The 13,119-nt window shown below is 66.4% G+C and carries 15 protein-coding genes; 11 read left to right on the top strand and 4 right to left on the bottom strand.

Going from position 1 to position 13,119, the window contains the following annotated elements; genetic code table 11:
• Window positions 1–41: 41 nt before the first annotated feature.
• The 7 genes from HSRCO_RS12920 to HSRCO_RS12890 are packed head-to-tail and all read left to right on the top strand — an operon-like array spanning window position 42 to window position 5,243.
• Entirely contained in the window at window positions 42–599 is a 558-nt protein-coding gene (locus HSRCO_RS12920) for an NUDIX hydrolase (protein ID WP_259518057.1), read from the top strand.
• A 26-nt stretch (window positions 600–625) separates the two neighbouring features.
• A complete protein-coding gene (gene tgtA / locus HSRCO_RS12915) occupies window positions 626–2,149 on the top strand; it encodes a tRNA guanosine(15) transglycosylase TgtA (protein WP_259518056.1) in 1,524 nt (507 codons plus the stop codon).
• Window positions 2,146–3,900: an archaeosine synthase subunit alpha gene (gene arcS / locus HSRCO_RS12910; protein WP_259518055.1), complete on the top strand. Its 1,755-nt coding sequence runs from the start codon at window positions 2,146–2,148 to the stop codon at window positions 3,898–3,900. Before tgtA ends, arcS begins: the two co-directional genes overlap by 4 nt.
• Before the next feature lie 59 nt (window positions 3,901–3,959).
• Window positions 3,960–4,232 carry a hypothetical protein gene (locus tag HSRCO_RS12905; protein ID WP_259518054.1) on the top strand — a complete coding sequence of 91 codons (273 nt, stop codon included), beginning with the start codon at window positions 3,960–3,962 and terminating at the stop codon, window positions 4,230–4,232.
• Between the two features lie 60 nt (window positions 4,233–4,292).
• Window positions 4,293–4,679 carry a hypothetical protein gene (locus tag HSRCO_RS12900; protein ID WP_259518053.1) on the top strand — a complete coding sequence of 129 codons (387 nt, stop codon included), beginning with the start codon at window positions 4,293–4,295 and terminating at the stop codon, window positions 4,677–4,679.
• A gap of 30 nt (window positions 4,680–4,709) precedes the next feature.
• The gene (locus HSRCO_RS12895) at window positions 4,710–4,988 is read left to right on the top strand and encodes a ubiquitin-like small modifier protein 1 (protein ID WP_259518052.1); all 279 of its coding nucleotides are present in this window, start codon (window positions 4,710–4,712) and stop codon (window positions 4,986–4,988) included.
• On the top strand, window positions 4,989–5,243 hold the full coding sequence (locus tag HSRCO_RS12890) for a hypothetical protein (RefSeq protein WP_259518051.1): 255 nt from the start codon (window positions 4,989–4,991) through the stop codon (window positions 5,241–5,243). It begins immediately after the preceding gene.
• A gap of 25 nt (window positions 5,244–5,268) precedes the next feature.
• On the opposite strand, the gene HSRCO_RS12885 is transcribed toward HSRCO_RS12890, so the two are convergent.
• Window positions 5,269–7,194: an aldehyde ferredoxin oxidoreductase family protein gene (locus tag HSRCO_RS12885; protein ID WP_259518050.1), complete on the bottom strand. Its 1,926-nt coding sequence runs from the start codon at window positions 7,192–7,194 to the stop codon at window positions 5,269–5,271.
• Between the two features lie 121 nt (window positions 7,195–7,315).
• Here HSRCO_RS12885 and HSRCO_RS12880 point away from each other — a divergent pair, with 121 nt between their 5' ends.
• From HSRCO_RS12880 to HSRCO_RS12865, 4 genes are all read left to right on the top strand, one after another.
• The gene (locus tag HSRCO_RS12880) at window positions 7,316–7,708 is read left to right on the top strand and encodes a VanZ family protein (RefSeq protein ID WP_259518049.1); all 393 of its coding nucleotides are present in this window, start codon (window positions 7,316–7,318) and stop codon (window positions 7,706–7,708) included.
• Between the two features lie 24 nt (window positions 7,709–7,732).
• Complete coding sequence (locus tag HSRCO_RS12875) at window positions 7,733–8,803, top strand: archaeosine biosynthesis radical SAM protein RaSEA (protein WP_259518048.1); 1,071 nt, start codon at window positions 7,733–7,735, stop codon at window positions 8,801–8,803.
• 80 nt (window positions 8,804–8,883) lie between these two features.
• A complete protein-coding gene (locus tag HSRCO_RS12870; protein WP_259518047.1) occupies window positions 8,884–10,335 on the top strand; it encodes a dihydrolipoyl dehydrogenase in 1,452 nt (483 codons plus the stop codon).
• A 99-nt stretch (window positions 10,336–10,434) separates the two neighbouring features.
• A complete protein-coding gene (locus tag HSRCO_RS12865; RefSeq protein WP_259518046.1) occupies window positions 10,435–10,791 on the top strand; it encodes a hypothetical protein in 357 nt (118 codons plus the stop codon).
• A gap of 232 nt (window positions 10,792–11,023) precedes the next feature.
• Here HSRCO_RS12865 and purQ read toward each other — a convergent pair whose 3' ends face one another.
• The 3 genes from purQ to HSRCO_RS12850 form a co-directional block, all read right to left on the bottom strand.
• On the bottom strand, window positions 11,024–11,695 hold the full coding sequence (purQ, locus tag HSRCO_RS12860; RefSeq protein WP_259518045.1) for a phosphoribosylformylglycinamidine synthase I: 672 nt from the start codon (window positions 11,693–11,695) through the stop codon (window positions 11,024–11,026).
• Window positions 11,692–11,943 (bottom strand): phosphoribosylformylglycinamidine synthase subunit PurS, encoded by a 252-nt coding sequence (purS, locus tag HSRCO_RS12855; protein WP_259518044.1) that lies wholly within the window; start codon window positions 11,941–11,943, stop codon window positions 11,692–11,694. Before purS ends, purQ begins: the two co-directional genes overlap by 4 nt.
• Before the next feature lie 70 nt (window positions 11,944–12,013).
• Entirely contained in the window at window positions 12,014–13,033 is a 1,020-nt protein-coding gene (locus tag HSRCO_RS12850; protein ID WP_259518043.1) for a phosphoribosylaminoimidazolesuccinocarboxamide synthase, read from the bottom strand.
• Window positions 13,034–13,119 lie beyond the last annotated feature (86 nt).

The raw sequence follows: 13,119 nt of genomic DNA, 5'->3' as shown, positions 1-13,119 counted from the left end.
CGACCGGCGGGCTTTTTGTTGGAGCGCGAAGAGCCCTCTCCATGACCGAGAGCGACCTCTCGTGGGAGACCCGGGACCGGGCGGTCTCCTACACCTGCCCGGGGTTCGACGTCTTCACCGAGGACGTGGTCCTCCCGGACGGGACCGAGACGGATTACGATTATCTCCACGACGACCCGGCGGTGGTCGTGCTCCCGTTCACGCCTGATGGTGCGGTCGTCGTCATCGAGGAGTGGCGACAGGCGGTCAAACGGGTCAATCGTGGCCTCCCCGCCGGCGGTGTGGAGGAGGGCGACGCCGACCTGGACGAGACGGCCCATCGCGAGTTGACAGAGGAGACCGGCTACGTCGCCGAGGCGGTCGAGCACGTCGGGACGTTCGAGCCGGCGAACGGCATCACGGACGCCGTCCACCATTACTTCGTCGCGACCGGCTGTACCCCGGACGGCGACCAGGACCTCGATCACAACGAGACCATCGCGGTCGAGACGACCGACCTGGAGCGTCTGCGCGAGTCGGTGCTCGCGGGCGAGATTCGGGACGCGCGCACCGCGCTGGGTGTGTTCCTCTACACGGCGGCCCCGGAGCGCAAGGGTTAGGCGAGGGGCTCGGCTAATTCCGGCCAATGCGCGATAGTTTCGAGATACGCGCCCAGGACGCGGCCGGGCGCATCGGCGAGCTTCGGGTTCCCCGGGCGGACGTGACGGTGGAGACGCCGACGCTGCTCCCCGTCGTCAATCCGAACCTCGTCACCATCGAACCCGAACGCTTCCCCGCGTTCGGCGTCGAGATGCTCATCACCAACTCCTACATCATCAAGCGCGACGAGGACCTCCGGGAACGGGCGCTCGCGGAGGGACTCCACGATTTCCTCGGCTTCGACGGGGCCATCATGACCGACTCGGGGTCGTTTCAGCTCGCCGAGTACGGCGAGATCACGACGACGACCGCTGAGATCCTCGAGTTTCAGCACGCAATCGGCTCCGACGTCGGGACGCCGGTGGACCTCCCGACGCCGCCGGACGTCGACCGGGACCGCGCCGAATCCGACCTGGCGACCACTCAGGAGCGACTCGCCATCGCCGAGGACGCCGAGACGGGCGATATGCTGGTCTCCGCACCCATCCAGGGGTCGACGTACACCGACCTTCGCGAGCGCGCTGCCCGGCACGCTTATGAGACCGACCTCGACGTGTTCCCGGTGGGCGCGGTCGTCCCGCTGATGAACGAGTACCGCTACGACGACATGATCGACGTCCTCGCCGCGGCGAAACGCGGTCTGGGCGCGGACGCGCCCGTCCACCTCTTCGGTGCCGGCCACCCGATGATGTTCGCGCTGGCCGTCGCGATGGGGGCTGACCTGTTCGATTCCGCCGCGTACGCAATCTACGCCCGAGACGACCGCTATCTCACCGTCAGCGGCACCGAACACGTAGAGGACCTCGAGTACTTCCCCTGTTCCTGTCCGGTCTGTACGAGTCACGATCCGGCGGCCGTCCGCGAGATGCGAGCGGAGAAACGCGAACGCGTCCTCGCCGAGCACAACCTCTGGGTTTCGATGGCAGAGATTCGACGCGTCAAGGCGGCCATCCACGAGGGGTCGCTGCTCGAACTCGTCGAGCGCCGGGCACGGGGCCACCCGCGTATGGTCGACGGCTACCGGGCCCTGCTCGACCACACCGACCAACTGGAGGCCGCCGACCCGGTGAGCAAGGACGTCTTCTTCTCGCTCTCCGCGGAGAGTGCGCGCCGGCCCGAAGTCTCCCGCCACCACGACCGACTCTCGCGGCTGGAGCCGACCGGGGACGTCCTGTTGACCGAGGGCGGAACCCACGAGGGATTCGACGACTCCTGGCGCGTGGTCCCGCCGTTCGGGCCGTTTCCCCGCGCCCTCTCCCAGACGTATCCGTTCACCGCGGAGACGCCCGAGCGAACCGATCGGGCCGGCTACGAGGCGGCTGCCGACGGGGTGGCCCGACTCGCCGCGACGAACCCGGACGTCTCGTTCACGCTGGCGCACGAGGGGTGGCCGAAGAGCGCCCTCGACCGGGTTCCCGAGGCCGTCGAGACCGTCGACCTCGATTCCGGGGACCCCGCCCACCGCGCGTCGGAGGATAGTAATGCGGTGGACCCGGAGGAGCGGACATGACCGAGTACTTCGAGGTCCTCGAACGGGACGCCGCCGCCCGTCTCGGGGAGCTCAGACTCGAGGACCCCCACCCGACGCCGGGCCTGGCGGACGACGTCATCGAGGACGCCGGGAGCGAGTGGGTCGCCGAGCGAGCACTGCCCGAGGGCGACGAGTCCGTCGTAACCGTGTTGCCCAACCGGGCGATGCCGAGCGGGACCCCGGAGCGGGTCCAGGACGCCTTCGCCACCGAGTACCCCGATGTCGATTTCCCGAGTGCGGCGGTCGTCTCGCCGCGAACCGCCACGAACGTCGGGGCCGACGTCTACGTCCTCTCGGGCGCACCGGGTATCGTCGGCCACGGATCGGGCTTCGTCGACGCCATCGTCGAAACGAAGCGGGCCATCCCGGACGATTCGGCGCTCTCCCTTCCCGGCGTGGCGACGCCCGCGAACGTCGCGACGCTCGTCTACGCGGGCGTCGACCTGGTGGACGAGACGAAGGCCGTGGTGGAGGGGACCCGCGGTCGCTACCTGACCACCGAGGGCGACTACGCCCTCGCGGACCTCGAAGAACTCCCGTGTTCGTGTTCTGCGTGCTCGGTTGGTATCGAGGAATTCGACCGAGAGGCCTGCGTCGAACACAACCGGAACGTCCTCGCAGGCGAACTCGGACGGGTCCGACAGCGCGTCCGTGATGGCCGACTCCGGGACTACATCGAGGGCCAGGCGCGCCACGTCGCGTGGCTCACGGCGGCCGTCCGCGAACTCGACGACCAGTGGACCTACCAGGAGACGCGAACGCCCGTCTACCGGGATCGGCTGTTGCTCTCCGCGAGCGAGGACACGCTCCGGCGGGTCGAGATCCAGCGCTTTGCCAACCGCGTGACGAGCCGATTCGAGCGCCGGTTGACCGACGTGCCGCTCCTGCTGGTGCCCTGCTCGGCGAAAAAGCCCTACAGCGAATCCCAGAGCCACCGCCAGTTCCAGCAGGCCGCCCGCTACCGGGCTCACGTCGTGTCGATGACCTCACCCATCGGCGTCGTGCCCCAGGAACTGGAGTTGACCTACCCCGCCCAGCACTACGACTCGGTCGTCACCGGTCGATGGAGTGCCGACGAGATCGAGATGGTGGCCGACATCCTGCGCGCCTACCTCGACAGCACCGACTATCCGCGCATCGTCGCCCACGTCCCCGAACACGGCTACCGCGCGATCGTCGAACGGGCCACCGCCGACCTCGATATCCCCGTCGAGTTCACGGTCGAGGACCACCCCACGACGGATGTCTCGTTGGCGAACCTCGGGGACGCCCTCGAGGGCGAGCGGACCATCCGCGTCCAGGAGCGCGAACGGGCGACGCTCGCGGCGGTGGCGGACTACCACCTGGGCGAAGGCGCCGCAGCACAGCTCTTCGAGGACGTCACGATGCGCGGTCGCTACCCGAAACTGCAGGCCATCGCCCCCGACGGGGAGCAGTTGGCTGCACTCGTCCCGAAGTACGGCAGTATCGCGCTGACCCTCGACGGGGCCCGACGGTGGGCCGAGAGCCCGATTCCGACGAAGACGGTTCAAATCGACGACTTCGTCCCACACGGCAGCGTCCTCGCTCCAGGCGTGGTGGCGGCCGACGACTCCATCAGGGAGGGTGATGAGGTGGTCGTCGAGGGGCCCTCGGCCTTCGGAATCGGTCGAGCGGCCGTCCACGGTCGGGCGATGGCGGAGGCCACGCGCGGCGTCGCGGTCGACGTCCGTCACGTGACCGAACGGTGAGGCCAGGGGACCGGCGCGGGACAGGTTGATTTTTGTCCCTGGGTGTTCGATTCTCTCGTATGGAAGCAAGCACGCTCTATCTGGTCATGTCGGTCCTCGGTGGGCTCGGACTGTTCGCGGTGTATCTGCTCCTCCGACAGGTCCGCTACTGGCCGTTCCCTGTTCGGACGACGCAGTTCACCATCGAGCGCGACCCCGCTGTCGCCGAGCGCGCGGCCGAACGCGGCCCCTCCGGCGAGGAAGGCGATGTCGAGGCTGAGCCCGTCGAGCGTGGGGAGCAATCGCTGTGGGACCGGCTGAAGCTGGGACTGTACACATACCAGAAGCGCTGAGGACGAGCCGGGCCGTCGAACGTCGGGACTGTTTTCATCCACGGGCTCCAACCGACGGCCATGGAAGCGCTATCGCTGGGCGTCCCGCGGCCGATCCTCGACGCACTTCCCGAGGATGGGGTGGACGCCAGCTCCGACATGCAACGTGTCGTCGCCTCGTGGCAGGAACGGATCAACGAGTCCATCGAACGGGCCCCAGACGACCGGGAGGCAGTCGCGGCGGTCGCCGATGCCATCGAGGAACTCGAGTCGCGTCGGGACCGCTACGACGAGTTCGTCGTGGAACTTCGCGCCTGGGGGCAATCGCCTATCTACGCTATCGCCTGGCGTAACCTCTACATGGACCTGCTCGCCCAGATCTACGAGCACGAGACGCTCGGTGCGGAACTGGAGCGCGAGCGGAACGTTCGGCTGGTCGAAGACGGCATTCGTCTCGGGGAACAATAAGGTAAAACGGCCTGGCACCGACTACCAACCATGAACGTTGAACTCCGTCTGTTCGCGAACTTTCGGGAGACGGTCGGCCAGAAGACCATCGACCGCGAATTCGCGGACGATGCGACCATCGAGACCGTCCTGAATGGACTGATGGACGAGTTTCCCGATTTCGACGGGGCGTTCATCCAGGACGGAGAGATTTTGCCCCAGGTGAACGTCCTCAAGAACGGCCGCGAGGTCCACCACCTCGAGGGGCTCGACACCGACGTCGCGGACGGCGACAAGATCTCCATCTTCCCACCGGTCGCGGGTGGATAGATGCAGATAGAACGCTCCTTCCGGGGCATCTCGGCCAGGCTTGCTCGTCACTACCTCGCGAACCTGGGCGGGGAGATCAAGGACGACGAGACGGTGGAAGGGGCCAATTGGCAGGCCTCGCTCTCGGCGGAGACGGTAGCCATCGGCCCGTCGATCGAACTGACGGAGGTCACCGTCGTCTTCGACGGGCCCGAGGAGGCCCTGGAGCCCCTCGTCGAACGATTCGCGCAGAAAGCGATGCGCGCTGGCGGATAAGGCGGGGTAGCGTTCCCGTCGCCGATCAGTCGTCGGCCGAGACGCCGCCCCGGGAGACGCCCGTTCCCGGTCCGACGTCGATACCAAGTTCGTCGAGGCGCTCGTCGGGCACGACGCCGTCGACCCACTGGCGCCCCTCGTAGTACTCGTCTTTGAGCTGATCGAGTTCGGCGAGTTGGCCCTCCGTGCCGCCCTGGCCGGGGATCGCGTCCTCGTGGCCCTCGACGAACCGTCCCGGCAGGGAGTCGTCGTCACCGTCGAAGCCGACGAGGTTGTTGTAGTACCGCTCGAGCGTGTAGATGCGCTTGCCCGCCTCGATGAGTTCGTCTTCGCTCAGGTCGAGGCCCGTCATCCCGTTGTACTGCAGCACGTACTCCTCGATGCCCTCCGCGAAGGCGTTGAACTTGCAGATGTCGAAGGAGTCGGAGATGGCGTGCATGTCCTGGAAGGTGATAGTGAGTTCGCCCTTCCCCTCCGGGTCGGCGGGGTCGACCTTCTCGGGGAAGCCGAGGATCTCCGCGGAGGGGGTGTACCCGCGGAGGTGGCACGCGCCGCGGTTCGAGGTGGCGTAGCCGATGGCCATCCCTTTCATCGCCCGTGGATCGTAGGCCGGGATGGTCTGGTTTTTGACGTCGAGGCGGGCGTCCTGGGCGCCGAAGCGCTCTGCCGCGCCAGCCGCGCCCTCCGCCAGAGCGTCCGCGAGTTCACCCTCGCGCTCGGCGATTTTGCGCAACATCTCGTACATCGCGTCCTGGTCGCCCCAGTCGATGCCCTCGTCGAGGTGGCCCTTCTCGGTCATCTCCATGGCCATCGCGAGCATGTTGCCAGACTCGATGGCGTCGATGCCGTACTTGTTACACCGGTCGATCAGAACCGCCGTGACCTGGGCGTCGTCGTTCATCGAGTTCGAGCCGAACGAGAAGGCCGGTTCGTACTCGAGTGACTCCATCCGGAGCTGGTGTTCCTCGCCGCCGAGTTCGACCTCGACTTCGACTTCCTTCTTGCAGGCGACCGGACAGGAGTGACAGGTCGGCTCGTCGACGAGGATGTTCTCCCGGACCCACTCCCCGGAGGTGTTCTCGGCATCGATGTTCGGCTCGGAGGGATCTTCCTCGGCTTCGGAGTGCGTCGAGGTGTAGCGGCCGTTGCGCGTCGGGAGCCCGTCCATCTCCTCGGTGAGGTTCGTCAGGACGTTGGTGCCGTATACCGACAACCCGCCCTCGTTCGGGGCGGTGATGTCGGACTCGCGAATGAGGTCCGTCGCCTGTTTGTGTCCCTTCTGGAAGGTCTCCTGGTCCGCCGGCCTGGGCATGTCCGTGCCCGATTTCACCACGACGGCCTTGAGGTTCTTCGACCCCATGACCGCGCCCGTTCCACCGCGGCCCGAGGCCCGGTCGTCCTCGTTGATGATGCAACCGTACCTGACCTCGTTCTCGCCGCCGGGGCCGATCCCCATGAAGCTCAGGTTTTTGCCGTACTCGCCGTCGAGTTCGTCCTCGATGATCTCACGGGCCTCGTGAGTGGTCTTCCCCCAGAGGTGGGAGGCGTCGCGGAGTTCGACTTCGTCGTCTTCCACGTAAGCGTAGACTGGCTCGTCGGCCCGTCCTTCGAAGAGCAGCCCATCGAAGCCGGCCCACTTGAGCCGCGCTGCCGACCAGCCGCCGTGATGGGAGTCGGTGACCGTGTTCGTCAGCGGCGACTTGGTGACGACGGCCATACGGCCGCTCATGGTCGTCTGTGTCCCCGTGAGCGGACCGTTCATGAACGCCAGGAGGTTGTCCGGGCCGAGCGGCTCCACGTCCGTGCCCTGGTCGAAGACGTATTTGACGCCGAGGCCGCGTCCCCCAATGTACTTTTTCGCGTCCTCGTCGTCGATACTCTCGTAATCGACCGTCCCCGCAGACAGGTCGATCCGTGCCACGTGATCGTTGAATCCGCCGATGTCTGTCATAGTAACCTCACCCATTCATATACGGCCGCTGCCGGGGTAGTTCTTGTCACCGTAATGTAACCAATTCCGGTTATCGGCACCCGGCGCAGGGCCTATCTTCGGTCGGTCCCGAGAGAGTCACGTGCAACGAGGACCCGATCGAACCAGGATAGCGGCCGTCGCGTTCGGGGCGGCGATGGTAGTGGCCTCGCTCGTCCCGGGGAGTGGTGTGAGCACCCCGGGTTTCGCACTGCTGGGCATCGTGGGCCTCGACAAGGTGGCCCACGCTGGGGGATTCCTGGTCCTCACCGTGCTGTCTCTGGCGTCTCTCGATCACCGCTGGGGGATCATCGCGGTCGTCGTCGGCCTCGGTGCCCTGGGCGGCGGCATCGAGGTCGCCCAGACCACCATCCCGGGGCGAACCTTCGAGAGAGCCGATTTCCTCGCCGACCTCGTCGGGGTCGTGGCTGGCCTGGCCGTCCATCGGTGGCTGGAGCCAGCGCGAGGGTGGATACTTGGAACGAAGCCGCTTTAGGCGCACGGCGGCTTGCACTCCACAATGAGCCAGCCGAGTCCCGAGGGTCGCGAACGCGGGCGGGGGATGGACGCCCACAACGCCGTCATGCGAGCGCTCCGCGCCCAGAAAGACGAGACCTACGACCCGACCGAACCGACTCGCGTCTGGCTGGACGAGGACAACACCCCCGACGGCTTCGTGCAGTCGTTGACCATCATCCTCAACACCGGCGGGTGTCGGTGGGCCCGCGCGGGTGGCTGTACCATGTGTGGGTACGTCGCCGAATCGGTCGAGGGCGGCACGGTGAGCCACGAGGCCCTGATGAATCAGGTCGAACAGGCACTGGCCCACGAACGGCAGAACGCCGACGAGCCCGCCCCGCTAATCAAGATCTACACTTCTGGTTCGTTTCTCGACGAGCGAGAGGTACCGGCGAAGACGCGGGCAGCCATCGCCGAGACGTTCGCGGATCGCGACCGCATCGTCGTCGAGACGCTGCCGGACTTCGTCGAGGCCGACCGCCTGGCCGACTTCCTGGATCGGGGACTGGCCACCGACATCGCGGTCGGCCTGGAGACGGCGACCGACCGCGTTCGCCACGACTGCGTGAACAAGTACTTCGACTTCGCGGACTTCGTCGACGCCAGCGAGACGGCCCGCGACCTCGGCGCCGGTGTCAAGGCCTACCTCCTGTTGAAACCGCCGTTTCTCGCCGAGTCGGAGGCCGTCGAGGACATGGTCGCCTCCATCGAACGCACCGCCCCCTACGCCCACACCATCTCGATGAACCCGACCAACGTCCAGCGCTACACGATGGTCGACGACCTCTACTTCCGCGGGGGCTATCGCCCGCCCTGGCTCTGGAGCGTCGCCGAGGTCCTCGAACGGACCGCCGACGTGGACGCCCTGGTCGTCTCTGACCCGGTCGGTCACGGCTCGGATCGGGGTCCCCACAACTGCGGGGAGTGCGACGACCGCGTGCAGACGGCCATCAAGGACTTCAACGAGCGACAGGACCCGAGCGTCTTCGGGGAGGTCTCCTGTGCCTGCGAGACGACCTGGGAGACCGTCATGGCCCACGAGACGGCCTACAACATGCCACTGGTTCGGTGAGCCACTGCCAGGTCCCGTGACCTTTCCGGTTACCTCCCGGTAGCTCAGTACTTCTTATCCCTTCGACCAGAACGAGCGGTATGGAGACCTACGATTTCGCGGTCATCGGCACCGGTTCGGGCCTCGACGTGGCGAACGTGGCGGCCAAGCGGGGCCAGTCGGTCGCCATCGTCGAGAAGGGGCCGATCGGCGGCACCTGTCTGAATCGCGGCTGTATCCCCTCGAAGCTGTTGCTCTACCACGCAGACGTGGTCGAGACCATCGAACGGGCCGACGAGTTCCACATCGACGCGAGCGTCGAAAGCGTGGACTTCGCCGAGATTGTCCGCGAGGTGAACGAGGAGGTGTCCGGGGACGCCGACTCGATTCGGCGGGGGTTGCAGTCCTCGCCCCGCCACGACCTCTACGAGGGCGAGGGGCGATTCGTCGACGAGCGGACCATCGCGATCCACGGTGGAGACGACGACGGCAGCCGCTTTCGGGCCGAGACCGTCCTCGTGGCCGCCGGTACGCGACCCGCCATCCCCGACATCGACGGCATCCAGGGGGTCGATCATCTCACGAGCACCGAGGCGCTGCAACTGGAATCCCCCCCGGACCACCTGCTCGTCGTGGGCGGCGGCTACATCGCGGCCGAACTGGGCCACTTCTTCGGTACGTTCGGCAGCGACGTGACCATCGTCGGGCGTCGCCCCACCCTCCTGCCCGAGGCCGACGACGAGGTCGCCGCCACGTTCACCGAACGGTTCGAGGACCGGTTCACCGTCCACACGGGTCACGCCGCCACCAGCGTCTCCAGCGACGGTGACGAGATCGCCCTCGAGGCCCGTCCATACGAATACGGGGATGACGCAGGACTGGTCGACGGTGGGGAGCCAGTGACGGTCTCCGGCGACGCGCTGCTCGTGGCTGCGGGACGGATCCCGAACACCGACACGCTGAACCTGGACGCGACGGGCGTCGAGACGGACGACCGCGGGTTCGTGCGCACCGACGAGTACCTGCGGACGACCGCCGATGGCGTGTGGGCGCTCGGCGACATCGTCGGCGAACATTTGCTGAAACACAGCGCCAACCACGAGGCCAGGACCGTCGTCCGCAACGTCTTCGGCGACGAACTGGAACCGGTCGATTATTCGGCGATGCCCTTCGCCGTGTTCACCTCGCCGGAGGTGGCGGGCGTCGGTGCCAGGGAGTCCGATCTCCGGGCCGCAGGGCGTGAGTACGCCACGAACACGTATCCCTACGAACAGACCGCTCGTGGGTCGGCGATGAAGGCCGAGGGGTTCGTCAAGGCCATCGTTGACCTCGAGGGGACCATCCTGGGCTGTCACATCGTCGGCCCGGAGGCCGCGACGCTCGTCCAGGCGGTCGTCGTCGCGATGAAATCAGGGTCGGGGAGCGTCCAGAACCTCCGCGACGCGGTGCACATCCACCCGGCACTGCCGGAGGTCGTCCAGCGGGCGTTCTCCGGGCAGTTCACGCGGGGCGGGGTGCACCAGGCGGGGCAGGGGGCACCCCACGATCACTGAGACACCATCCTCGACCATCCCGTCTGCGATAACGTCAGGGTAACCCAGTAACGTGTGGGTACGCGAGGGCTTATCCGTCTACTCGCCATCGGTGGTCCCATGACAAACGCTGCCGTCGTCATCCTGGCCGACACCGAATCACACGCCGACCTCGGACGCCTCGTGAACGGACTGGAGACCGCAAAGGAGTTCGCCGAGACGCCCGAGGACGACCTCGAACTCATTTTCGACGGTGCGGGAACCAAGTGGATCCCCATCCTCGAGGACGAGGAGAGCGACCATCACGACCTCTATCAGACCGTTCGGGAGGACACGTCCGTCTGCGACTACTGCACGACGGCGTTCGGTGTCGACGACCCGGTCGACGACTCCGGACTGGTCCGTCTCGACGACCACGACGGTCACCCCAGCATCAGGTCGCTCGTGGCCGACGGCTACGAAGTATTGACGTTCTAGGGGTGCCGTACCGCCGAAGCGCCACGACTTCCAGCGGTCTACCTGTATACCTAGTATTATAATGTTTGATTACGAATAATCGCAATTGGTGGAGCAATCCGCCAGGGGAGGAACGATGCCCGAACCGATTCGAGATGCATACATGTGCGACGATGGATGGTTCGAGGTCCGCGACGACCAGAACCCGTACCGCTGGATTGCCACGAGGGACCCGGTCGAGGTCCGTCGGTAATCAGACCAAGCCGGAGAGGATACCGCGACCGTCCGTACTGGTGATGTCTGCGAGCGCAGCGCGTTCTGGATGGGGCATCATCACCGCAACGTTCTCGCGATCGCCCAGAATGCCGGCGACGCTATCCTTCGAGCCGTTCGGATTCGCCGCCGCCGAGACGGTCCCGTCCGGTTCGCTGTACCGGAACAGGATTCGATTGTCCCGTTCGAGGGCCGCCAGCGCGTCGTCGGTGATCTCGAATCGCCCTTCTCCGTGTGCGATGGGTAACTCGAGCACCTGCCCGGGTTCGTAGGCCCGCGTCCAGCGCGTGTCGGCGTTCTCGACCCGGACGTGGACGCGTTCGCACTGGAATCGCGCGCTCTCGTTGGTGGTGAACGCGCCGGGAGTCAGACTCGACTCGCTGCCGATCTGTGCCCCGTTGCAGACTCCCAGGACCGGCAGGCCGTTCGCTGCCGCCTCGCGCACCTCGGCCATGATGGGTGCCCGGGCCGCCGTGGCTCCGGCCCGGAGGTAATCGCCGTAGGAGAACCCGCCGGGGAGCATCACGCCGGTCGTGTCCTCGGGGAGGCCGTCCTCGTGCCAGACTATCTCCGCGTCGATGTCCATGGCCGCGAGCGCCCGTTCGGCGTCCCGGTCGCAGTTCGATCCACCGAAGCGGATGATGGCGATCATCGTCGTTCGACCGTGACCTCGTAGTCGTGGATGGTCGGGTTGGCGAGCAATCGTTCGGCCATCTCGTCCGCCCGCTCTCTGGCGGCCTCGGCGTCGTCGGCCGCGAGGTCGATCTCGAAGCGGTCGGCCGACCGCAGGTCCTCGAGTGAGAACCCGAGTCGCTCCAGTGCGCGCTGGGTCGTCTTCGCCTCGGGGTCGAGGACGCCCTGCTTGAGGCGGACGGTCACCGTCGCGGTGTAGTCGGTCATCGCGTGATACTGCGCGTCTGTGGTCAAAAACTCTTTTGAAAAACCACCCGCCCATCACGAACGTGGATATCTACAGCGTGCGGACGCGGTCGACCGCCGCGTCGATGGACGGTGCGTCGAAGAGGTCCCTGCCGAGGTAGGCGTTCGCCCCGGCGGCGTAGAGGTTGCTGGCGGCTCTGAGGACGTGTTCGGGGAGGGGTTTCGGGGAGACCTCGACGAGTGTCCGCCAGTCGGCGACGCCCGCCTCTCGTGCCTCGGCCTTGGCCGTCCCGACCGCCTCCACCCAGTCCGGGTCGGTCCGCTTGTAGTACTGGCGGATGACCTCTTTCGACACTTGCTGTCCGTCGTAGCTGAACCGGTTCTCGTCGAAGGTCCCGACGACGTCCGCGACCCGGATCTCGCCGTCGAAGTACAGGACCTCGATCTTGCCGTCCTGGTGGACGAACCCGGTCTCCTCCGCGCGCTCGGTGACCAGGCGATTCACCTCGCGGGCCACCGATTCGAGGTCGGCCACGTCGGCCCGCCCGGCGATCCGATCCGCTTCGGCCCGGTCGAGATAGCGATCCTGTTCCTCGTACTTCGTGGAAAATTCGATGATCGGTTCCTCGAGGGGGACGGGTCCCTCCGGCCACTCCTCGAGGTCGAGGCCGTACGTCGATGGTGACCCTCGTTTTCGAAGACTCGACCCCACCGGGACGACGTTCCGGAAGACGATCTCGAGGGGCACGAGGTAGTTCTCGCCCGCGGCGTCGTGGTAGGTGTCGTAATCGTAGGAGCCGTCCGAGAACGGCAGGTCCGGAACCTGGGTAAGATCGATGGCCATCTCCGTCGGCGGTGTCTCGACGCCATCGACGGCGACCACCTCGTCGCCGGCGACGACCCCCCGGTAATGGGTCGGCACGCCCGCGGCCTCCAGACGCTCGAAGTTGGACGCGCCCATCGTGCAGAGACTCGCCCCTTTCTTCGGGATGGTGTCCGGCATCTTGCCCCAGTCGAACACGGAGTAATCGTCCGTGAACACGAACCGTCCGCGTCCCAGTGCGTCCGACGAGGCCGGGTCGTCCACCTGGAAGTCCTTGACGCTGGTCATGTCCCAACGTGGGAAACGTGGCCACTAAGCGTTTCCGTTGGCGTGCACATTATCTCGACTCACTCGGCCGGATGATGCACGCTCGT

Origin of the sequence: Halanaeroarchaeum sp. HSR-CO, from assembly GCF_024972755.1 — an archaeon.
In the GTDB taxonomy this organism is placed as follows: domain Archaea; phylum Halobacteriota; class Halobacteria; order Halobacteriales; family Halobacteriaceae; genus Halanaeroarchaeum.
This window is presented reverse-complemented; position numbering and strand designations above follow the sequence as displayed.